We start from the raw sequence: 21811 nt of genomic DNA, 5'->3' as shown, positions 1-21811 counted from the left end.
GTTTTCTGTATCTTCGCCGGCTTCCGACGCAGGAACACGGCCCCGATCCGTCACAAAACGTTAATCAAACTGTCAAATTGACGATTCTCTGCCGCCATAAGCCGGGCCCCGAATGGATGGGGCGCTATATGCTTAAAATCGAAAATCTGACCAAGACCTTCGGATCGGTGAACGCTGTCGACAATATCAGCTTCACGGTGGACCGTCCGATGATGATCGGCGTGATCGGGGCGTCCGGCGCCGGGAAATCCACCATGCTGCGGATGCTGAACCAGCTTGAAACCGCCACCAGCGGCAAGATCACCGTGGAAGGTCGGGATATCACCGGGCTGAAGGGCGCCGACAAACGCCGCTGGCAGCGCGATTGCGCGATGATCTTCCAGCAGTTCAACCTGGTGCCGCGGATGGACGTGGTGTCGAACGTGCTGCACGGCACGCTGAACAAGCGCTCGACGCTGGCCACCATGTTCAACCTCTACCCGTCCGAAGACATCCACAAGGCCATCGACATCCTCGACCGGCTCGGCATCGCCGCCCATGCCGCCAAGCGCGCCGAAGCGCTGTCGGGCGGCCAGCAGCAGCGCGTCGCCATCGCCCGCGCCATCATGCAGGACCCGAAAATCGTGCTGGCCGATGAACCGATCGCGTCGCTCGACCCGATGAACGCCCAGATCGTGATGGACGACCTGCGCCGTATCCACGACGAAGACGGCCGCATGGTCATCGCAAACCTGCACACGCTGGACACCGCGCGACGCTATTGCGACCGGGTGATCGGCATGCGCATGGGCCGCATCGTGTTTGACGGCACCCCCGAACAACTGACCACCGGCGTCGCCCGCGACATCTATGGCGCCGACGCAAGTTTCAGCGAGGCCGCGACCAGCACCAGCCTCGACGCACTGGAGCGCGAGGCCGCCCTGGCCTGACGCCCACACCATCGCCCGCGGCGATGAGGCCGCGGGTTTCATCAAACCGGAGAGAGACTGATGAAAAAACTGATCGCCGCCGTTCTGGCAACCACCGCCCTGACCGCCCCGGCCATGGCTGAAGACATCAAGGAATTCCGCATCGGCATCCTGGGCGGCGAAAACGCCCAAGACCGCATGAACAACAACGAATGCCTGCGCGCCAAGACCGAAGAGCTGCTGGGCGTCGAAACCAAGCTGTTCGCCCCGGCCGATTACAACGGCGTGATCCAGGGCCTGCTGGGCGGCACCATCGACATGGCATGGCTGGGCGCATCGGGTTACGCCAAGACCTTCCTGTCGGACCCCGAAGCGGTTGAGCCGATCCTGGTGAAGGTGAACAACGACGGCGGCTACGGCTACTACTCGATCGGTTTCGCCCGTAAGGACAGCGGCATCACCGACCTGGCCGGCATGAAGGGTAAGGTCTTCGGCTTCGGCGATCCGAACTCGACCTCGGGCTTCCTGATCCCGTCGATCGAAATCCCGCAGGCAACCGGCGCCAGCATGACCTCGGGCGATTACTTCGGCGAAGTGAAATTCTCCGGCGGCCACGAACAGACCATCGTCGGCGTCTATAACGGCGACTTCGACGGCGGCGTGACCTGGGCCGACGGCCTGGGCAACTGGGAAGACGGCTACAACTCGGGCGCGCTGCGCAAAGCCGTCGACGCCGGCCTGGTCGACATGAACGACCTGGTCAAAATCTGGCAGTCGAAGCCGATCCCGGAAGGCCCCGTCGTTCTGCGCAAGGCGCTGCCGGAAGACGTGAAACTGAAGATGACCGGCCTGATGGCATCGCTGAAGTCGATGGACGAAGAATGCTTCTACGGCGTTGCAGCGGGCGAAGCCAAAGGCTTCATGCCGATCACTCACGAAGCTTACGAAGTGATCATCGAAGCTCGTAAACTGAAGTCGAACTAATCGCTTCACCTTCTTTAAACAGGCCCCGGATTCGGGGCCTGTTTTTCTGCCCGAGGTGCCCATGTCAGACCTGACCGCCAATTCCCCCGTCGAGGATGTCCGATCCAGCTATATGGACATGACCCGCAAGAAGCGGGCCTATAACGCCATCATGCTGGCGATCTTCGTGGCCCTGATGGCCGCGGGCTTCGTGACCGCCGACGACCGTAACGCAGGCGGGTTCTGGGACGGGCTGCACCAGCTGTTCGATTTCCCCGCCGAGGTGCTGGGCGAAGCCAGCGGCAAGCTGGCCGAGATGCCGGCGCATTTCGTGAAATTCTTCCCCTCGCTGGTCGAGACGATCAATATCGCCGGGGCCTCGACCCTGCTGGGCGCGATCGTCGCGATCTTCCTGTCGCTGCTGGCGACCAACGGGCTGGCGCGCTGGCCGCGTTTGATCCCCCTGTTCCGCCGCATGATGGATATCATGCGCGCGATCCCCGAAATCGTCATCGCCCTGGTGCTGATCTTCGTGCTGGGCGGCGGGCCGGTTCCGGCAATGATCGCCATCGCCTTCCACACCAGCGGCGCGCTCGGCAAGCTGTTTTCGGAAGTGAACGAAAACGCCTCGCTGAAACCGGTCGAGGGGCTGCAATCGGTCGGCGCCAGCTGGGCGCAGCGGATGGTGCTGGGGGTGATGCCGCAGGTGTCGCCGAACTATCTCAGCTATGCCCTGCTGCGGTTCGAAATCAACATCCGCGCCTCGGCCATCCTGGGCTTCGTCGGCGCGGGCGGCATCGGGTACGACCTGAAAAACGCCATGTCCTGGGGCAAGGGACAATATGACGAAGCCGCCGCGATCTTCCTTCTGCTGTTCGGCGCGATCGTCCTCGTCGACCAAATCTCATCCATCCTGCGCCACCGCCTGACCCATGGCGCGCATATGGAGGCCACCCTATGACCATGACCGCCACCGCCGAACTGAAGGGCCAGGCCGACGCCCTGTTCCTGCGCAAGCGCCTGACCGCCTTCGCCCTGCCCGTCCTGATCCTTGCCTATCTGACCTATATCTTCTTCGCCTTCGACATGCCGGGGCTGAGCGAACGGGCCGATCTGGATAACGGCAAGACGCTGATCCGCGACAGCTACAGCTACAAGACCCATGTTACCCGCGACAACCGCAGCGGCGATATTTCCATCGCGGTCGAAGGCGAACGCAAGGGCGCCTATGCTCCGGGCACCGCCCCCGACTGGGTGACGCTTGGCGACGACACGGTGATCGACCTGGGCGACGGCCATGTCGTGACCTTCGGCGAAACCACCGTCAGCTATGACATTCCGGGTTATGGGTTGATCACCTCCGAACCGGGCCGCAGCGGCGTGCAGGCCGTCCTGCCCGAGGGCGATGTTCCCGACTGGATCAACGCGTCCAAGAACCGGCTGGCGATCACCACCGACGCCGGCCGCCTGACCATCACCCGCAACCGGTCGGAAGTGTTCCGCTACAGCCTGGGCTGGGAACTGTTCTTCTTCACCCTCGACAGCCCCTATCACGGCATGGGCGCGGGCGAACTGATCAGCCGTGCCTTTAGCGGCGAAGCCGGGGCGATCTTTTCGGATATCTGGAACAACAAGATGTGGCGCCATGCCGATGTGGCCTGGGCGATCTTTGAAACCATCCTGATGGCCTTCCTCGGCACCATGGGCGCGGCGATCGTGGCGCTGCCCTTGGCCTTCCTCGCCGCGCGCAACTTCGCGCCCTTGATGGCGATCCGCTTTGCCGCGCGCCGCCTGTTCGATTTCTTCCGCGGCGTCGACGCGCTGATCTGGACCATCGTTCTGGCCCGCGCCTTCGGCCCCGGGCCGCTGACCGGGGCCTTGGCGATCCTGATCACCGATACCGGCAGCTTCGGCAAGATGTTCTCGGAAGCGCTGGAAAACGTCGACGGCAAGCAGATCGAGGGCATCCAGTCCACCGGCGCCAAGCCGCTGCAACGCTATCGGTTCGGGGTGCTCCCGCAGATCACCCCGGTGCTGCTGAGCCAGGTCCTGTATTTCCTCGAATCCAACACCCGTTCGGCCACCATCATCGGCGCGATCACCGGCGGCGGCATCGGTTTGCTGCTGACCCAGGCGATCATCACCCAGAAGGATTGGGAAGAAGTGTCCTATTACATCGTCCTGATCATCCTGATGGTGATGCTGATGGACTGGTTCTCGGGGCTGCTTCGGCGCAAGCTGATCAAGGGATAATCCCCCGGCAGCCGCCGGGCGGGATCAATGACAGAACGAAAGGACAGGCGCATGGCGAAACTGCGCGCGGACGAACCGGTGATCCATGACGACGTGTCGCTGACCGAGGTGACCTTCGGGCGCTATTGCGAAGTGGGCAAGGGCAGCCGCATCGGCCACAGCCATATCGACGATTATTCCTATTGCGACCGCTATGCCGATATTGCCAATGCGGAGATCGGCAAATTCGCCAATATCGCCAGCTTCGTGCGGATCGGCGCGACCGATCACCCGATGCATCGCGCCAGCCTGCATCATTTCCTCTATCGCAGTGCCGATTACTGGGACGACGTCGAACATGACGCGGAATTCTTCGCCCATCGCCACAGCCGCCGCGCGGTGATCGGGCATGACACCTGGATCGGCCATAACGCACAGGTGAAACCCGAGGTCACCATCGGCCATGGTGCCGTCGTCGCCTCGGGCGCAGTGGTGACCAAGGATGTCGCCCCCTACATGATCGTCGCGGGCATTCCGGCGCAGCCGATCCGCGAACGCTTCCCCGCCGCCATTGCCGAGAGGCTGATGGCGCTGGCCTGGTGGGACTGGTCGCATGGCGCGCTGCACGACGCGCTGACGGATTTCCGCCAGCTCGATATCGAGGCCTTCCTGGAAAAATACGAATAACCCCGCCACAAAATCGCGGCCCCCAGTGGGGGCCGCTGTTTGGTCATGTAAATGGGGGACAATCGTTAATCTGGCCGAGGCCGGTCTTGCACATGGTCCTTCGTCACGGGTCCGGGCGATGGGGGACGCCACGCCCGGTTTTCCGTTCCTCGGCCAAGATGGGCCGTGATTCTGACAGCCCGATGATGTTTCGGTAACAGAACCGCGAAACCCTATTCGGCCGCCATCCGCAACGAGTCAGGCCGCGCCAGGAAACGATGCGCGGCTTCGCCGGCAAGATAGGCCAGCCGCCCGTCGCTGATCGTCGCCTCGATCGCGCGGGTGCGTTTGTGGATCACCACCAGGTCGGCGCGCTTGCCGTAATCGATGACGCCGCGATCGGCCAAGCGCAGGATATGCGCCGGACCTTCGGATACCAGCGCCCAGGCCTTGGGCAGCGACAGCACCCCCATATCGACCAGACGGAACGCCGCCTGCGACAGCGCGGGATAGAAGTAATCCGACACCAAGGCATCGCACAGCCCTTCGCGCACCAGTTGCGCGGCCGGGATATTGCCCGATTGCGACCCGCCGCGCACCACGTTGGGCGCGCCCATCAGGACCGGGTCACCCATCGCCGCAGCCGCAGCCGCCGGGGCCCGCTTGGTGGGGAATTCGCAGATCCGCGCGCCGATCATCGCGTAATGTTCACGCGCCTCGGCGCTGCTGTCGTCATGCGACCCATAGGTAATGCCCAACGTGTCGAAGGCTTCGGCCAGGTGGCACAGGTGGCGCGGCACCTCGGCTTTGCGTTCCGACGCCTTGTGCACGATGTCCATATGTTCCTTGGACGTACGCCCGTTCTTCGATGCCCAATGGGTGATCTTGGCAGGGTCGCTTTCCGCCGCGTCCAGCGCCTCGTCCAGGTGGTTGTTGAACACCACGTAATCGATCCCGTGCCGGCGGATCGCCGACAGCAGCCGGTCTTCGCTTTCGACCATGTGGGTTTCATAGCGCAGCTGCAGCCGCAGATCGATCAGCGCCTGCGATTTGTAGCGTTGCAGCGCCTGCATCACCTCTTCGGCGAAATCCGGGCCGCGCATGCCGCCTTCCCAGGACCAGCATTGCGCCAGCCAGGCGGTGGTCACCCCGTTGGCGGCCGCTTCGCGGTCGGTGGCGCGCAATCCGGTTTCGATCGGGAACGGCGCGGTGGGGCGCGGGGCGATATGGCGTTCGAACGCGTCGCCATGCAAATCGATGATCCCCGGCAGGATGTAATATCCCGACAGGTCGACGGCGGGCTGCGGTCCCTTGGAAATGCGCCCGTTTTCGATCACCACCGATCGATCCTGCATCTGCCCGTCACGCAGAACCGTAGCGCCGGTCAGGCGCAAGGGGGGCAATATCTGCAACATGAACCTACTCCGTCCTCGAAACGGTTTGTCGCGTTTTACGGACGGTCTGTGTCGGGCATGTGACAAAATGCCTTTATATTTAGCCTTCTACCACCAATGTGATGCGGTCGCCGACGAACCAGGTATGGCCGTATTCCACCGGGCAGCCATCGGTATCGACATTGATCCCCACCGTCCGCAGAATCGGTGCGCCTTCCGAGATGTTCAGATGCAACGCCTGCGTCGCGGTGGCGGTCTTGGCGGTCAACCGGGTCGAGGCGCGGGTGTAATCCTTCACCCCCACCGCCGCCAGCGCCCGCGTCACCGATCCCATATGATCGAGATCCTCCAGCAGGTCGGGGAAGCGGTCTGCGGAAAACACCGACCGGAATATCGCCACCGCCACGTTGTCGGCCAGCGACAGGCCCTCATAGACATGCACCGGATCGCCCGGTTTCAACTGCAGCGCCTCGGCCTCGTCGCGGTCGCAGGGGCGGGTTTGTAGGGTCAGGATGCGCTTGGCCGGCATCCGCCCGGCCGCTTCCAGGTTCTGGTGGAACCGGACCCGCTTGCCGATGGGATAATCGGTGGGTTCGGCCATCACGAACACCCCCGACCCGCGCCGCGCATGGGTCAGGCCCCTTTCCTGCATGTCCTGCAGCGCGCGGCGCACCGTATGCCGGTTCACACCGAAGCGGGCGGACAGTTCCGCCTCGGTCGGAAGCTTGTCGCCCGGGCGGTAATGCCCGGCGGCGATTTCGGATGTCAGGGCCGTCGCAATCGATTTCCAGACCGGGGTTTTCGGCATGTCGTCACCAATGTTTCACAAATCTACATCTTCAATTCCGCCACGATTCGGCGTATCAGTTGTCTAGTTGTATAGTTAAATAGACAAATCGGCAAGGTGTCTAGATGCACGCGATCGAAGAAAGAAAAGGCTGGATCGGCCTGCTGGCAAAAGCGCCGGCAGGGCGGCTGGCCGCATTGTGGAACGACGTGGCCGACCGGCCCGCATTCACCCATCTGCGCGCCCCCGAAGTGGGCGGCGCGATGGTGCGCGGCCGCATGGGCGGCACCGGCGCGCCGTTCAACCTGGGCGAAATGACGGTGACGCGCTGTTCGGTGCGGCTCGACAGCGGCGAGGTCGGTCATGGCTATGTCCAGGGCCGCGACAAGGCCAAGGCGGAAACCGCCGCGCTGATCGACGCCCTGATGCAGACCGGCGCCGCCGCGACGATCCGCGGCGCGGTGCTGACCCCGCTGCAGGACGACATGACCAAGGCCAAGGCCGCCCGCGCCGAAAAGGCGGCGGCGACCAAGGTCGATTTCTTCACCATGGTGAGGGGGGAAGACTGATGCACGCCACCGCATTGACCGGCGGTTTCGCCGAGGCACCAAAAGATGCCGCCCGCGCCTTCCGCGCGGTGATGAACGTGATGGCCCGGCCGGGCCAGATCGAGACCCTGACCGGCGCGGAACCGCCCGCGCCGATGTCCAGCGCCGCCGGAACCCTGGCGCTGACCCTGCTGGACGGCAACACGCCGGTCTATCTGGCCGGGGCGCTGGATTGCAAGGATGTGCGCGACTGGATCACCTTCCACACCGGCGCGCCCTTCACCGGGCCGGAACACGCCGCCTTCGCCTTCGGCACCTGGGACGACCTGCTGCCGCTGACCGCCTATCCGGTCGGCAACCCCGAATATCCCGACCGTGGGACCACCCTGGTGGTGGAAATGTCCGCGCTGGAAACCGCGGGCGCCACGCTCAGCGGCCCGGGGATCAAGGACAAAGCGGCGCTGAACCTGCCCGAACTGGCGGCGTTCCAGGCCAACGCGATGCAATTCCCGCTGGGTCTGGATTTCTTCTTCACCAGCGGTGACCGGATCGCGGCCCTGCCGCGCAGCACGAAAGTGGAGGCAGCCTGATGTATGTAGCAGTCAAAGGCGGCGAAAAGGCGATTGATGCCGCCCACGCATGGCTGGCCGAGGAACGGCGCGGCGATGTGAACGTGCCGGAACTGTCGGTCGACCAGATCCGCGAACAGATGGCGCTGGCGGTCAACCGGGTGATGGCGGAAGGATCGCTTTACGACCCCGATCTGGCGGCGCTGGCGATCAAGCAGGCGCGTGGCGACCTGATCGAGGCCATCTTCCTCATCCGCGCCTATCGCACCACCCTGCCCCGGTTCGGCTACACCAACCCGGTGGAAACCGAGGCGATGCAATGCGACCGCCGCATCAGCGCGACCTTCAAGGACGCGCCGGGTGGTCAGGTTCTGGGCCCGACCTTCGATTACACCCACCGCCTGCTGGATTTCAAACTGGCCGCCGATGGCGAGGTGCCCGAGGCGCCTTCGCGTGAAACCGAAGCAGGCCCGGTGCCCCATATCACCGAGTTCCTGAACCAGGAGGGCCTGATCCAGAACGAGGTGGATAGCGACACCGCCCCGCGCGACCTGACCCGCGAACCGCTGGAACTGCCCGCCGACCGGGCGCTACGGCTGCAATCGCTGACCCGCGGCGACGAAGGTTTCATCCTCGGCATGGCCTATTCGACGCAGCGCGGCTACGCCCGCAACCACGCCTTTGTCGGTGAATTGCGCATCGGCACCTGCGCGGTCGAAATGGACATTCCGGAACTCGGTTTCGCGGTCGAGATCGGTGAGATCGAACTGACCGAATGTGAAACCGTGAACCAGTTCGCCGGGTCCAAGACCGAACCGCCGCAATTCACCCGCGGCTACGGGCTGGTCTTCGGCCAGACCGAGCGCAAGGCGATTTCCATGGCTCTGGTCGACCGCGCGCTGCGCTGGAAGGAAATGGGCGAAGACAACATGGGCGCGCCGGCGCAGGACGAGGAATTCGTGCTGTACCACGCCGACAATATCCAGGCGACCGGGTTCCTCGAACACATCAAGCTGCCCCATTACGTCGATTTCCAATCGGAACTGGAACTGGTGCGGAAAATGCGGGCCGAAGCACAGGCACAAGCGATGCCGGAGGCAGCGGAATGATCTTAAAACCAGGGCAAAAGATCGATTTCGAGTTTCGAGGCAATTCGAAGGAGAATTCCGATCGCAAGGCCAGCTGCAATTCCGACGATCATCTCGATTCTCCGAAGTCTGAGGTGAATATTTTTGTGAGATTCATAGAGCATATCTTTCAAATCTTCGTCGGTTCTCATTCGTGCAAATCTCCGGAGTTGAAAAGTGTCTGACTATAACTTCGCCTATCTTGATGAACAGACCAAGCGGATGATCCGCCGCGCCATCCTGAAAGGGCTGGCGGTGCCCGGATACCAGGTGCCGTTTGCCTCACGCGAAATGCCGATGCCCTATGGCTGGGGCACCGGCGGGGTGCAGGTCAGCGCCTCGGTGCTGACGCCCGAGGACACCATGAAGGTGATCGACCAGGGCGCCGACGACACCACCAACGCGGTATCGATCCGCAAGTTCTTCGAGAAAACCGCGGGCGTGGCGACCAGTGAGGAAACGTCGAAGGCCGACGTCATCCAGACCCGCCACCGCATCCCCGAGGAAGACCTGCGCGAAGACCAGATCCTGGTCTACCAGGTGCCGATCCCGGAACCGCTGCGTTTCCTTGAACCGCGCGAAACCGAGACCCGCAAGATGCATGCGCTGGAAGAATACGGGCTGATGCATGTGAAGCTGTACGAGGATATTTCCAAGAACGGCGCGATCTCGACCTCCTACGCCTATCCGGTGAAGGTCGAGGGACGTTACGTGATGGACCCCTCGCCGATCCCGAAATTCGACAATCCCAAGCTGGAAATGGCCGCGGTGCAGCTGTTCGGCGCGGGCCGGGAACAACGCATCTACGCGCTGCCGCCTTACACCAAGGTCGTCAGCCTGGATTTCGAAGACTACCCGTTCGAGGCCAGCAAGGCCGATCACGCCTGCGATCTGTGCGGGTCGGAAACGTCCTATCTCGACGAGGTGATCGTCGACGACGCCGGCGGGCGGATGTTCGTCTGTTCCGACACCGATTTCTGCCGGTCGCGCCGCGCCGCCGGCCATGTCGGCGCGCAAGGCGTCCCTTATGAGGAGGATGTGGCATGACCCCGCTGTTCCAGGTCAAGGAGCTGACCAAATTCTACGGCAACCGGATCGGCTGCAAGGACGTGTCCTTCGACCTTTACCCCGGCGAAGTCATGGGCATCGTCGGCGAATCCGGGTCGGGCAAATCGACCCTGCTGAACTGCATGGCGGGCCACCTGACCCCGGATGCGGGCGAGGTCCTGTTCGACACCCGCGCCGACGGCATGCGCGACACGGTGAGCATGAGCGAACCGGAACGCCGGATGCTGGGCCGCACCGACTGGGCCTTCGTGCATCAGCACGCCCGCGATGGGCTGCGCATGGGCGTGTCGGCCGGCGGCAATGTCGGCGAGCGGCTGATGGCCGTGGGGGCGCGCCATTACGGCGATATCCGCGAACAGGCGATCGACTGGCTGGGCCGGGTGGAAATCAACGCCGAACGGGTCGACGACCGGCCCTCGGCCTTTTCGGGCGGCATGCAGCAGCGGCTGCAGATCGCGCGCAACCTGGTGACCGGGCCGCGGCTGGTGTTCATGGACGAACCCACCGGGGGGCTGGACGTGTCGGTGCAGGCGCGCCTGCTGGACCTGCTGCGCGGACTGGTGCGCGAAATGGGGCTGAGCGCCATCATCGTGACCCACGACCTGGCCGTGGTGCGGCTGCTGGCCGACCGGCTGATGGTGATGAAGGACGGGCATGTGGTGGAAACCGGGCTGACCGACCAGGTGCTGGACGATCCGCAGCATGGCTATACCCAGCTGCTGGTCAGTTCGGTGTTGCAGGTATGATCGTGGGGGCGCTGCCCCCACACCCCCGAGGTATTTGTGCCAAGATGAAGAGGCGGAAGAGATGATTGAGATCAGCGGTGTTTCGAAAAGCTTCGTACTGCACAACCAGGGATCGGCGGTGATCCCTGTGATGCAGGATGCGGCAATGACGGTGGCGCCCGGCGAATGCGTGGCGCTGGTGGGCGCGTCGGGGGCGGGCAAATCGACCCTGATGCGGATGATTTACGGCAATTACCTGGCCAATGCCGGGCAGATCGTGGTGGGCGACGTCGATGTCGCACAGGCCGAGCCGCGCGAGATCCTGGCGCTCAGGCGCGAGGTTCTGGGCTATGTCAGCCAGTTCCTGCGCGTGGTGCCGCGGGTGGCGACCATCGACGTGGTGGCCGAACCGCTGCTGCAGGTCGGCGTGGACGGCGCGGCGGCCCGCGCAAGGGCCGAGGAGCTGCTGCGGCGGCTGAACATTCCCGAACGGCTGTGGTCGCTGTCGCCCACGACCTTTTCGGGCGGCGAACAGCAGCGGGTGAATATCGCGCGTGGTTTCGCCCACAGCTTCCCGGCGCTTCTGCTGGACGAACCGACCGCCAGCCTCGACGCCACCAACCGCGAAGTGGTGCTGAGCCTGATCGAGGACGCCAAGGCGCGCGGCGCGGCCATCGTCGGCATCTTCCACGACGAGGCGGCGCGCGAACGGGTCTGCGACCGCGAAATCGACGTGACCGGATTTACCCCCGGGATGGCGGCATGACACCGGGCCGGTTCATAGCCGTTGTCGGCCCCTCGGGCGTCGGCAAGGACACGGTGATGGAGGCCGTCTGCGCCCGCCATCCCGAAATCCGCCGGGTGCGCCGGGTGATCACCCGCAGCGCCGAGGCCGGCGGCGAAGACGCTGATGCGGTCACGCATGAGGAGTTCGAGGCGCGGGCGCAGCGTGGCGATTTCGCCCTGTTCTGGGACGCCCACGGGCTGCGTTATGGCATTCCGGCCTCGGTCGATGCCGATCTGGCCGAGGGGCGCGATGTGCTGGCCAACCTGTCGCGGGCAGTGCTGCCCGAACTGGCGGAACGTTTCGACCGCTCGATGATCGTGTCGATCACCGCCTCGGCCGACGTCCTGGCGGCGCGGCTGGCCGCGCGTGGCCGCGAAACGGCCGAGGAGCAGGCCAAGCGCCTGCTGCGCGCCGATTTCCGGCTGGCCGAGGGGCTGAACCCGGTGGTGATCCGCAACGACGGCACGTTGGACGAGGCCGTCGCGGCCTTCAGCGCGGCGCTTCAGCCGGAAAGGGCGTAGCGGTGGATCAGGTGGAACATTCCGTTTTCATCCTCGCCCACCAGGCACAGGTCGCGGATTACGAAGGGCGCGGGCAGCAGCGGCGTGACCAGCGGGTCAAGACGCTGCCGTACGGTTTCGGCCTGATCCTTGCCGAGCTTGCCGGTCAGGGTGATGTGAAAGCGGAATTCCTCCATCACGTAGGGGTATCCCCATTGCAGCAGCAGCGCGTCTTGCCGGTCGCTCAGGTTGGCCTTGCGGCGGCGCGCCAGTTCCGCTTCGGGCGCAGGCGCGCGGAACTCATCGAGGCCGCGCACCATGGTCGCGGCCAGATCGCTGAGCGCCGTGGTGTCGCCGGTTACGGTCAGCGCCAGGAAGCCGCCCAGCCGGGTCAGCGCCAGACCGTCCAGCACCACCGGGGCCTGCGCGGCGCAGAGGCTTTCCGCCGCCGCCGCCAGCCCGTCGAAATCGGTGCCGTCTGCCAGTCGGAAGGGCGGTTTGACGGTGCCGTGCAGCCCGTATTTGCGCGGCGTGTCGGTCAGCGCGGCGATATCCAGCCCCTCGATCCGCGGATGATCCGCGGGCGCACCCGCCGCCAGGTCCCAGCCCAGCCAGGACGCGCCGAAATCGACAAGCGCCCCCGCTTCGGGGGCGTAGTAAATCGCGAAACGTTTGAAATTGGTCACGGGGCAGCCTCTGATCTTCTCTGCGGGGCGGCATGACGCCCAAAGGTAACAGGACAATGACAAATCAGCTTATCCTTGCGAACGCAAATGTGGTTTTGGAAGACGAGGTGATCCACGGCGCGGTCACCGTCACCGACGGCGTGATCACCGCCATCGATCAGGGCGGCACCGTCGCGCCCGGGGCCGAGGACATGGGCGGCGATCTGCTCTGCCCCGGCCTGATCGAACTGCATACCGACAACCTCGAACGCCATATCCAGCCGCGGCCCAAGGTCGACTGGCCCCACGCCGCCGCCATCGTGGCACATGACGCGGAACTGGCCGGGGTCGGTATCACCACCGTGTTCGACGCGATGCGGGTCGGATCGATCCCCACCGGCAAGGGCCGTTACCTGAAATACGCACGCTCCCTGTCGAAGGAATTGTGGGACCTGCGCGAAGCGGGCGCCCTGCGGATCAGCCATTACCTGCACCTGCGGGCCGAGGTCTGTTCCGAAACGCTGGAAGAGGAAATGGCCGAATTCGGTCCCGATGACCGGGTCGGCATCGTCAGCCTGATGGATCACACGCCCGGCCAGCGGCAATTCCGCGATATCAGCAAGCTCAAGGCCTATGTGATGGGCAAGAACAACATGAGCGAAGACGATTTCGCCGATCACGTCGCCAGCCTGAAGGACATGCGCGACCGCAACGGCGCCCGGCACGAAGCCGTCGCGGTGGCCGAAGCCGCGCGTTACGGCGCCGTCCTTGCCAGCCATGACGACACCACCGCCGAACACGTCGCGGTGTCGTCGGGTTACGGCATCCGGCTGGCCGAATTCCCCACCACGGTGGAAGCGGCGCGGGCCTGCCACGACCACGGCATCGCCGTGATGATGGGCGCACCGAACCTGATCCGGGGCGGGTCGCATTCGGGCAACGTGGCGGCCGGGGAACTGGCGGAACTGGACCTGCTGGACATCGTATCGTCGGATTACGTGCCCGCCGCCCTGCTGTCGTCGGCGCTGCTGCTGGGCGACATGTGGGGCAATATCGCGCGCGGCATCGCCACGGTGACCAAGGCGCCGGCGGATGCGTCGGGCCTGACCGACCGGGGCCGGATCGCGCTTGGCGAACGCGGCGACATGATCCGGGTCGCCCGGATCGGCGGCGCGCCGGTGCTGCGCGGCACCTGGGTACAGGGCAAGCGCGTCGCCTGACCGCTTGCCCCTGCGGGCCAAAGCGCATAGCGTCCGCCGGATTTTCGCCGCAGACGGAACGGAGACGCTATGCACCCCCCGCCGCAGGACCTGGTCGCGCTGCTGGCGCAACGCCACGCGATGCCCGCGCTTGCGGGCTGGGTGGCCCTGCCGGGCGGGCAGACCAACCGGGCCTGGCGGGTGCAGGTCGATGGCGGTTCCTGGGTGGTGAAGCTGTTCGCCCGGCAGGACGACAATCCCCTGTTCCCTAATTCCGCCAGCGACGAGGCGCGGATGCTGCGCCTGCTGGCCCCCGGCGGGTTGGCGCCCCGGCTAATCGACGAGGTGGAAACGCCGCACGGGTCCTGCCTGATCTATGAACACGCCGAAGGGGCGCCCTGGCAAGATGACCCGGCCCTCGCCGCGCGGGCGCTGGCGCGGCTGCACCGGCAGGAGGCGCCGGAAGGGTTGCGACGGCTGGAGGGCGGATCGGCAAGCCTGAGTGCAGAGATCGAACGGATCATTGGCCTTTTGCCAGCGCCCGAGCAGAAACGCCTGCTTGCACTACGGCCCGAAGGATTGGTTCCGCCCGCCCGCGCGCTGGCCCTGCTGCATGGCGATCCGGTGCCGGGCAACATGATCGTGAACGGGGCGCAGGTCACCCTGATCGATTGGCAATGCCCGGGCGTCGGCGACCCTGTCGAGGATCTGGCGATCTTCCTGTCCCCGGCGATGCAGCTGATCTATCGCGGCAGACCGCTTTCGGAGGCCGAGAGAGCCGCCTTCCTCGACGCCTATGGCGACCCGAACATACGAAAGCGTATTGCTGCCCTCGCACCATGGCATCACTGGCGCATGGCAGCCTATTGCGCGTGGAAAGCGGCGCAGGACTGCGCGGAATATGAAGCGGCCGAAGCGTTGGAGATCGCTGCGCTGACGGCGTGAACAAACGCAAGCCGGGCCAGCGCCAATCCGCAGGGTGGCGCTGCACAGCCTTGAGCATGGCAGTTTATGCCAGCCAAGCCCATGCGCTTTCTCAATGGCAGAGCAAGCCTCGCAGAAGCGCCAGCCCGGGGGGCGGACTGGCGCTGGCCCGGCGGCCTTGTTCCGGGCTTGGTTTTCTTCTTTTCGAAAGGTCGCTTAGCCCAGCATCACCGCCAGAACTGTCCCGGCCACGCCCAGCACACCGCCGGTCAGCAGCAATAGCACGCGACCTCTCCAGCCGTTCCCGGCCGGTTCGTCATGGGTTTCCGCCTGGCGGATCAGGATCGCCTCGACCAGCCCGGGCAGGCGCGGGCCGAACCGGCCCAGCACGGCGACGGTTTTCGCCAGATCGCCCAGGATCGCCTGCGGCCCGATGCTTTCCTTGATGTAATCGCCGACCACCGGCTTGGCGACTTCCCAGATGTTGATCTGCGGGTGCAGCGATCGCGCCACGCCTTCGACCACCACCATGGTGCGCTGCAGCAGGATCAGCTCGGTCCTTGTTTCCATACCGAAGCGTTCGGTCACCTCGAACAGGTAGTTCAGTAGCCGCCCCATCGAGATATGGCTGGCATCCATGCCGAAGATCGGTTCGCCCACCGCGCGCAGGGCGCGGGCGAATTCGTCGACATCCATCGAGGCGGGCACGTAACCGGCCTCGAAATGCACCTCGGCGACGCGCTTGTAATCGCGCTTGATGAAGCCGAACAGGATCTCGGCGTACACCCGGCGGGTATATTCGTCGATATAGCCCATGATGCCGAAGTCATAGGCGATGATATCGCCATTGGCGGCGACCTTCAGGTTGCCCTGATGCATGTCAGCGTGGAAGAACCCGTCGCGCAGCGCATGGCGCAGGAACAGCTGCAGCACCCGTTCGCCCAGCACCCGCCGGTCGTGGCCCGCCGCGTCCAGCGCGTCATTGTCGCCCAAGGGTGCGCCATCGGCCCAGCCCATGGTCATCACCCGGCGGCCCGACAGGTGCCATTTGACCTGCGGCAGCTGGAAGCCTTCGTCATCCGCCGTATTGGCCGCGAATTCCGAGGCCGAGGCGCTTTCCAGCCGCAGGTCCAGTTCGCCCTTCACCACACCTTCGAAATGTTCGATCACGTCGCGCGGCCGCAGCCGGCGCGAGGCGGGGGACAGAAGTTCGATCATGTCGGCGGCGAAATAGAAGGCGTCGACATCCTTGTGGAACGCCTTTTCGATGCCGGGGCGCAGAACCTTGACCGCCACCAATTCGCCGGTGTCGCGCAACCGCGCCCGGTGCACCTGCGCGATCGAGGCCGCCGCGACCGGTTCGCTGAATTCCGAAAACAGCTCGTCCACCGGCAGGCCCAGTTCGGCCTCGACCGCCTTCTTGGCCGCTTCGACGGAAAACGCCGGCAGCTTGTCCTGCAGCACGCGCAGATGCTGGGCCATTTCTTCGCCCACCACGTCGGGGCGGGTCGAAAGGATCTGGCCGAACTTGATATAGGCCGGGCCCAAGGCGGTCAGCGCCCGCGTGGCGGGCGGCATCGCGGGATCGCCCCTGTAGCCCAGGAAGCGGAACGGCCAGGCCAGGACCCGCGCGGCGATGCGGATCGACCGCGGCGCTTCCATCCCGTCCAGCACTTCGCGCATAGCGCCCGAACGTTCAAAGGTGGCGCCGGTGCGGATCAGCCGCCAGATGTTGTGCGGTCCGCGCATGTCAGATTTTCCATCCCGAATGCAGGCAGGCGATGCCCATGGTCAGGTTGCGGTACTTGGCGTTCTCGAACCCCGCCTGTTTCACCATCGACAGGAAGGTTTCCTGATCGGGGAACTTGCGGATCGATTCGACCAGGTACTGGTAGGAATCGCGGTCGTTGGCGATCAGCTGCCCCATGCGCGGGATGATGTTGAAGGAATAAAGGTCGTAAACCTTCTGCATCAGGTGGTTCGGAATCTGGCTGAATTCCAGCACCATCAAACGGCCGCCGGGTTTCAGCACGCGATAGGCTTCGTTCAAAGCCTCCTGCGGGCGGGTCACGTTGCGGATGCCGAAGCTGATCGTGTAGACGTCGAAGGTGTTGTCGGCAAACGGCAGCGCCATCGCGTCGCCGACCACCCAATCGAGGCTGTCGGCCATCGCCGCCGCCTCGGCCCGCTTGCGGCCCTCGACCAGCATCGGTTCGGTCAGGTCCAGCACGGTGGCATGGGCCTTGCCCGCGCGTTTGAGGTAACGGAAGGAAATGTCACCGGTGCCGCCAGCCACATCCAGCAGTTTCGTATTCGGACGCGGCGCCAGCCAATCCATCATCGCGTCTTTCCAGATGCGGTGAATGCCCATGCTCATCGCGTCGTTCATCACGTCGTATTTCGACGCAACCGACCCGAACACCCCCTGCACGCGCCCGGCCTTTTCCGACTCGGGCACGGTTTCAAATCCGAAATGGGTGGTTTTATCTTTTGTCTCGGTCATGGGTCTTGCCAGTCCGTTGTTCAGACCCTTCTTATAGGGCGCTGACCGGGCGCTGCAATGCGCCGATCTGTCAAAGGAAGCCATATGCCCGAATTACCCGAGGTCGAAACCGTCCGCCGCGGCCTTGCCCCGTCGATGGAAGGCGCCGTGATCGAAAGCGCGCAGCTGAACCGCCCCGATCTGCGCTGGCCATTTCCCGAAGGGATGGCCGAGCGGCTGAGGGGCCGCCGGGTTCTGTCGCTCAGGCGGCGGTCAAAATACATCCTGGCCGATCTCGATTCGGGGGAAACGCTGCTGATCCACCTGGGCATGAGCGGCCGGATGCTGGTGTCGGGCGATCCTTTGGGGCAGTTCGTGCATGACCATCCCGCGCCGGAAAAGCATGACCACGTGGTGTTCGACATGGATAACGGCGCGCGTATCACCTTCAACGATCCGCGCCGCTTCGGGGCGATGGACCTGCTGGAAACCGCCACGGCGGAAGACAGCAAGCTGCTGTCGGTTCTGGGGCCGGAACCCTTGGGCAACGCGTTTTCCGAATCCTACCTGGTGGCCGCGCTGAAGGGGAAGAACACGCCGATCAAAGCGGCGCTGCTGGATCAGGGAATCATCGCCGGTCTGGGCAATATCTATGTCTGCGAAACGCTGTTCCGGGCCGGGATCCACCCCAAGCGCAAGGCCGGGCAGATTTCCGCCGCGCGGATCGCGGCGCTGGTGCCGATCATCCGCGAGGTGCTGAACGACGCCATCGCGGCGGGCGGATCGAGCCTGAAGGATTTCCGCAGCGCGGGCGGCGAACTTGGTTATTTTCAACACCGATTCGACGTTTACGACCGCGAAGGCCAGCCCTGTCACAGCGACGGTTGCCCTTCGGTCATCCGCCGCATCGTGCAATCGGGCCGGTCGAGTTTTTACTGCCCGAGCTGTCAAAGATAGCTTGATCCGGGCGCGCGGATTGGCCATCAATCGGGACTGACCGGAACAATGGAAAGCAGAATTCATGGCCTATGAGACGATCATCGTCGAAATAGAAGACCACATCGCGCTGGTGAAACTGAACCGCCCCGACGCGATGAACGCACTGAATGATCAGTTGCTGACCGAACTGGCCGACGCGATGCGTTCGGCGCAGGAAAATGACAAGGTGCGCTGCATCGTGCTGACCGGCTCGGAAAAGGCATTCGCCGCCGGGGCCGACATCAAGATGATGAGCGAAAAGAGCTATACCGAGGTTCTGACCGAAGACCTGTTCGGGCCCGAGCTCGACGACATCAAGCGGGTGCGCAAGCCGATCATCGCCGCCGTGTCGGGCTATGCCCTGGGCGGCGGCTGCGAATTGGCGATGCTGTGCGATTTCATCATCGCCGCCGACACCGCCAAGTTCGGCCAGCCCGAGGTGAATCTGGGCGTGATGGCCGGCATCGGCGGCACCCAGCGTCTGACCCGGGCGATCGGCAAGGCCAAGGCGATGGACATGAACCTCACCGGCCGCTTCATGGATGCCGAGGAAGCGGAACGCTCTGGCCTCGTCAGCCGCGTGGTGCCCGCCAAGAAGCTGATGGAAGAAGCGATGGCCGCCGCCGCCAAGATCGCCGAGAAATCGATGATCTCGGTCATGCTGATCAAGGAAGCGGTGGACAAGAGCTTCGAAGTGCCGCTGGCCGAGGGGCTGCTGATGGAACGCCGCATGTTCCATTCGTTGTTCGCCACCGAGGACCAGAAGGAAGGCATGGCCGCCTTCATCGACAAGCGCACGCCGCAATTCCGCGACAAGTAAGCGGATCAAGGCCGGATTGAATGGAACGGGCGGGGTTTCCGCCCGTTTTCAGTTGCAATTCCGCGAATCTTGGCTAGAAGGGCGCGATACATGCGCGTGAAGCCCGCCTAGGCTAGAATCGTTCCCGACAGAATGACTGTCCGGTGGGGAAGCGCGCTATACCTATGCAACCCCGAACCCAAGGGAAGATTCGAAATGGCAAATTCGCCCCAGTCCAAAAAACGCGCCCGTCAGAACGAGCGTCGTTTCGCCGTCAACAAAGCACGTCGTTCGCGCATCCGCACCTTCCTGCGCAAAGTCGAAGAAGCGATCGCTTCGGGTGACAAGGAAGCTGCCGCAGCCGCGCTGCGCGTCGCTCAGCCCGAACTGATGCGTGGCGTCACCAAGGGCGTGTTCCACAAGAACACCGCGTCGCGCAAAGTGTCGCGCCTGGCAGCCCGCGTCAAAGCACTGGGCTGATTCCGGATCTACCGGAAACTCCTAATTTTCTGTTAAAAGGCGCCACATTTGTGGCGCCTTTTTGCATTCCGGTTCTGAATTTTCGGCGCGGGTGTTGCAGAAAAAATCGGCCGGAGAGATTCTTTTTCCGATTCTCCGAGTCAAGCCCCGAAGATCGGTTGCTCCATCCACAGCCGACTTGCTAGCTTCACTCAAGCGATTCACATCGCCTTGGGGGGACAGGCGCGCCGAACCGTTCACGCGACGCAACGGGACGGCAGGTTCGAAGTACTCGTACGGACGCATTCATGCGGTGAATGCAATCTGTGCGGGCTCGGTGGGTATTTGCCCACGCCAGTCCAACAAGTTTACGCGCTCGATGCGCAACCCTCGAAACCCCTTCTGTTGCGTTGGGGTAACTATCGAGTGTTGCAGTTTGAGCGCTTGGTTCGGTCCGGTTCGGGACGGCACAACTGTTGCATATACTTGCAACGGTGAGGGTCGTTTTGTGCCGACAATACAGGTGACAAGTCATGCGGCAATTGTGCAGGATGCCGCAAAAAGAACTGAAAATGGTCGATGACAGGCTGGAATGGGGAACATGACGCAAGAACAATGGGGCAAACTGCAGCAAAACCTTCTCACCACGGTTGGCAAGAACAACTATACCACGTGGATTGAGCCGCTGGAGTTTCTGGAAATTACCGATGGCGTGGCCATCTTCGAGGTGCCGACCTCGTTCCTGGGGAATTACGTTTCCCAGAATTTCGGCGATCTGATCCTGCATCAGCTGGGCGAAGTGGGCGCGAATGTGCGGCGGATCAATTTCCGCGTCGCCGCCAACCTGAGCCAACGCCCGGCGCCGGTCGCCAAGAAAGAAACGCTGACGGATGACGTGAAACAGGAGGAACCCGCCGTGGCCGCCGCCCCGCAGGCCGCGCGCGAAGACACCGTTCCCGGCGCGCCGCTGGATGCGCGCTTCACCTTCGATTCCTTCGTCGTCGGCAAACCCAACGAACTGGCCCATGCCGCCGCGCGCCGGGTCGCCGAAGGCGGTCCTGTCACCTTCAACCCGCTGTTCCTCTATGGTGGCGTCGGGCTTGGGAAGACCCACCTGATGCATGCCATCGCCTGGGAACTGCAGACCCGGCGGCCCGACCTGAACGTCGTCTACCTGTCGGCGGAACAGTTCATGTACCGTTTCGTGCAGGCGCTGCGCGACCGCAAGATGATGGATTTCAAGCAGCTGTTCCGTTCGGTCGACGTGCTGATGGTGGACGATGTGCAATTCATCGCAGGCAAGGACAGCACTCAGGAAGAATTCTTCCACACCTTCAACGCGCTGGTGGACCAGAACAAGCAGATCATCATCTCGGCCGACCGCGCGCCGGGCGAAATCAAGGATCTGGAAGACCGGATCAAGTCGCGCCTGCAATGCGGGTTGGTCGTCGACCTGCACCCGACCGATTACGAACTGCGCCTGGGCATCCTGCAATCGAAGGTCGATCTGCACCGCAGGCAATATCCCGAACTGGAACTGGCGCCGGGGGTTCTGGAATTCCTCGCCCACCGGATCAGTACCAACGTGCGCGTTCTCGAAGGGGCGCTGACCCGTCTGTTCGCCTTCGCCTCGCTGGTCGGCCGCCCGATCACGATGGAACTGACCCAGGATTGCCTCGCCGACGTGTTGCGCGCCTCCGAGCGCAAGATCACCGTCGAGGAAATTCAGCGCAAGGTGTCCGAGCATTACAACATCCGCCTGTCCGACATGATCGGCCCGAAGCGGGTGCGCACCTATGCCCGTCCGCGCCAGGTCGCCATGTATCTGTGCAAACAGCTGACCAGCCGGTCGCTGCCCGAAATCGGGCGCCGTTTCGGCGGCCGCGACCACACCACCGTCATGCACGGGGTGAAGCGGATCGAGGAACTGCGCCAGCAGGACGGCCAGATCGCCGAAGACCTCGAAATGCTGCGCCGCGCGCTCGAAGCGTAACCTCAAACGCACAGTTGGGCGCCGCTGCATCACCGCAG

At 63.9% G+C, this 21811-nt stretch carries 23 protein-coding genes; 18 read left to right on the top strand and 5 right to left on the bottom strand.

Going from position 1 to position 21811, the window contains the following annotated elements; translation table 11 throughout:
• The first annotated feature begins 128 nt into the window (after positions 1 to 128).
• The 5 genes from phnC (at position 129) to GR167_RS09135 (ending at position 4790) form a co-directional block, all read left to right on the top strand.
• Positions 129 to 929, top strand: coding sequence for a phosphonate ABC transporter ATP-binding protein (phnC, locus tag GR167_RS09155; RefSeq protein WP_160973162.1), 801 nt, complete (start codon positions 129 to 131; stop codon positions 927 to 929).
• 60 nt (positions 930 to 989) lie between these two features.
• Positions 990 to 1892 (top strand): phosphonate ABC transporter substrate-binding protein, encoded by a 903-nt coding sequence (gene phnD, locus GR167_RS09150; RefSeq protein WP_160973161.1) that lies wholly within the window; start codon positions 990 to 992, stop codon positions 1890 to 1892.
• Between the two features lie 61 nt (positions 1893 to 1953).
• Positions 1954 to 2832: a phosphonate ABC transporter, permease protein PhnE gene (gene phnE, locus GR167_RS09145; protein WP_160973160.1), complete on the top strand. Its 879-nt coding sequence runs from the start codon at positions 1954 to 1956 to the stop codon at positions 2830 to 2832.
• 2 nt (positions 2833 to 2834) lie between these two features.
• Positions 2835 to 4124 (top strand): phosphonate ABC transporter, permease protein PhnE, encoded by a 1290-nt coding sequence (gene phnE, locus GR167_RS09140; RefSeq protein WP_160973396.1) that lies wholly within the window; start codon positions 2835 to 2837, stop codon positions 4122 to 4124.
• 51 nt (positions 4125 to 4175) lie between these two features.
• Positions 4176 to 4790 carry an LbetaH domain-containing protein gene (locus tag GR167_RS09135; RefSeq protein ID WP_160973159.1) on the top strand — a complete coding sequence of 205 codons (615 nt, stop codon included), beginning with the start codon at positions 4176 to 4178 and terminating at the stop codon, positions 4788 to 4790.
• Positions 4791 to 5002: 212 nt separating this feature from the next.
• On the opposite strand, the gene GR167_RS09130 is transcribed toward GR167_RS09135, so the two are convergent.
• A complete protein-coding gene (locus GR167_RS09130; protein ID WP_160973158.1) occupies positions 5003 to 6184 on the bottom strand; it encodes an alpha-D-ribose 1-methylphosphonate 5-triphosphate diphosphatase in 1182 nt (393 codons plus the stop codon).
• Positions 6185 to 6263: 79 nt separating this feature from the next.
• Complete coding sequence (phnF, locus tag GR167_RS09125; RefSeq protein WP_160973157.1) at positions 6264 to 6971, bottom strand: phosphonate metabolism transcriptional regulator PhnF; 708 nt, start codon at positions 6969 to 6971, stop codon at positions 6264 to 6266.
• Positions 6972 to 7075: 104 nt separating this feature from the next.
• Between phnF and phnG the strand changes: the two genes are divergently transcribed.
• From phnG to phnN, 7 genes are all read left to right on the top strand, one after another.
• Positions 7076 to 7519 carry a phosphonate C-P lyase system protein PhnG gene (phnG, locus tag GR167_RS09120; protein WP_160973156.1) on the top strand — a complete coding sequence of 148 codons (444 nt, stop codon included), beginning with the start codon at positions 7076 to 7078 and terminating at the stop codon, positions 7517 to 7519.
• Entirely contained in the window at positions 7519 to 8088 is a 570-nt protein-coding gene (phnH, locus tag GR167_RS09115) for a phosphonate C-P lyase system protein PhnH (RefSeq protein ID WP_160973155.1), read from the top strand. Before phnG ends, phnH begins: the two co-directional genes overlap by 1 nt.
• Positions 8088 to 9176, top strand: coding sequence for a carbon-phosphorus lyase complex subunit (locus tag GR167_RS09110; protein ID WP_160973154.1), 1089 nt, complete (start codon positions 8088 to 8090; stop codon positions 9174 to 9176). Before phnH ends, GR167_RS09110 begins: the two co-directional genes overlap by 1 nt.
• A gap of 195 nt (positions 9177 to 9371) precedes the next feature.
• Positions 9372 to 10241, top strand: coding sequence for an alpha-D-ribose 1-methylphosphonate 5-phosphate C-P-lyase PhnJ (locus GR167_RS09105; RefSeq protein ID WP_160973153.1), 870 nt, complete (start codon positions 9372 to 9374; stop codon positions 10239 to 10241).
• Positions 10238 to 11008 carry a phosphonate C-P lyase system protein PhnK gene (gene phnK / locus GR167_RS09100; RefSeq protein ID WP_160973152.1) on the top strand — a complete coding sequence of 257 codons (771 nt, stop codon included), beginning with the start codon at positions 10238 to 10240 and terminating at the stop codon, positions 11006 to 11008. Before GR167_RS09105 ends, phnK begins: the two co-directional genes overlap by 4 nt.
• 61 nt (positions 11009 to 11069) lie before the next feature.
• Entirely contained in the window at positions 11070 to 11753 is a 684-nt protein-coding gene (phnL, locus tag GR167_RS09095; RefSeq protein ID WP_160973151.1) for a phosphonate C-P lyase system protein PhnL, read from the top strand.
• Complete coding sequence (phnN, locus tag GR167_RS09090; protein WP_160973150.1) at positions 11750 to 12295, top strand: phosphonate metabolism protein/1,5-bisphosphokinase (PRPP-forming) PhnN; 546 nt, start codon at positions 11750 to 11752, stop codon at positions 12293 to 12295. Before phnL ends, phnN begins: the two co-directional genes overlap by 4 nt.
• Here phnN and GR167_RS09085 read toward each other — a convergent pair.
• On the bottom strand, positions 12277 to 12960 hold the full coding sequence (locus tag GR167_RS09085) for a DUF1045 domain-containing protein (protein WP_160973149.1): 684 nt from the start codon (positions 12958 to 12960) through the stop codon (positions 12277 to 12279). The two genes, phnN and GR167_RS09085, sit on opposite strands and share 19 nt — an antisense overlap.
• A 56-nt stretch (positions 12961 to 13016) precedes the next feature.
• Between GR167_RS09085 and GR167_RS09080 the strand changes: the two genes are divergently transcribed.
• Together GR167_RS09080 and GR167_RS09075 are read left to right on the top strand one after the other, a co-directional pair.
• Positions 13017 to 14159 carry an alpha-D-ribose 1-methylphosphonate 5-triphosphate diphosphatase gene (locus tag GR167_RS09080; RefSeq protein WP_160973148.1) on the top strand — a complete coding sequence of 381 codons (1143 nt, stop codon included), beginning with the start codon at positions 13017 to 13019 and terminating at the stop codon, positions 14157 to 14159.
• 69 nt (positions 14160 to 14228) lie between these two features.
• Positions 14229 to 15083 (top strand): phosphotransferase family protein, encoded by an 855-nt coding sequence (locus GR167_RS09075; protein ID WP_160973147.1) that lies wholly within the window; start codon positions 14229 to 14231, stop codon positions 15081 to 15083.
• A 195-nt stretch (positions 15084 to 15278) separates the two neighbouring features.
• Here GR167_RS09075 and ubiB read toward each other — a convergent pair whose 3' ends face one another.
• Together ubiB and ubiE are read right to left on the bottom strand one after the other, a co-directional pair.
• Positions 15279 to 16811, bottom strand: coding sequence for a 2-polyprenylphenol 6-hydroxylase (gene ubiB, locus GR167_RS09070; RefSeq protein ID WP_160973146.1), 1533 nt, complete (start codon positions 16809 to 16811; stop codon positions 15279 to 15281).
• A 1-nt stretch (position 16812) separates the two neighbouring features.
• Positions 16813 to 17565: a bifunctional demethylmenaquinone methyltransferase/2-methoxy-6-polyprenyl-1,4-benzoquinol methylase UbiE gene (ubiE, locus tag GR167_RS09065; protein ID WP_160973145.1), complete on the bottom strand. Its 753-nt coding sequence runs from the start codon at positions 17563 to 17565 to the stop codon at positions 16813 to 16815.
• An 84-nt stretch (positions 17566 to 17649) separates the two neighbouring features.
• Here ubiE and mutM point away from each other — a divergent pair, with 84 nt between their 5' ends.
• From mutM to dnaA, 4 genes are all read left to right on the top strand, one after another.
• Complete coding sequence (mutM, locus tag GR167_RS09060) at positions 17650 to 18501, top strand: bifunctional DNA-formamidopyrimidine glycosylase/DNA-(apurinic or apyrimidinic site) lyase (protein WP_160973144.1); 852 nt, start codon at positions 17650 to 17652, stop codon at positions 18499 to 18501.
• Between the two features lie 64 nt (positions 18502 to 18565).
• Positions 18566 to 19342 (top strand): enoyl-CoA hydratase, encoded by a 777-nt coding sequence (locus GR167_RS09055; RefSeq protein WP_160973143.1) that lies wholly within the window; start codon positions 18566 to 18568, stop codon positions 19340 to 19342.
• A 195-nt stretch (positions 19343 to 19537) separates the two neighbouring features.
• Positions 19538 to 19801 (top strand): 30S ribosomal protein S20, encoded by a 264-nt coding sequence (gene rpsT / locus GR167_RS09050; RefSeq protein WP_160973142.1) that lies wholly within the window; start codon positions 19538 to 19540, stop codon positions 19799 to 19801.
• Positions 19802 to 20381: 580 nt separating this feature from the next.
• The gene (dnaA, locus tag GR167_RS09045) at positions 20382 to 21773 is read left to right on the top strand and encodes a chromosomal replication initiator protein DnaA (protein WP_160973141.1); all 1392 of its coding nucleotides are present in this window, start codon (positions 20382 to 20384) and stop codon (positions 21771 to 21773) included.
• The last annotated feature ends 38 nt before the right edge of the window (positions 21774 to 21811 follow it).

Source organism: Thalassovita mangrovi (genome assembly GCF_009857745.1).
GTDB lineage: Bacteria > Pseudomonadota > Alphaproteobacteria > Rhodobacterales > Rhodobacteraceae > Thalassobius > Thalassobius mangrovi.
The sequence above is the reverse complement of the archived record's forward strand: the minus strand, read 5'-3'. Positions and strand labels throughout refer to the sequence as shown.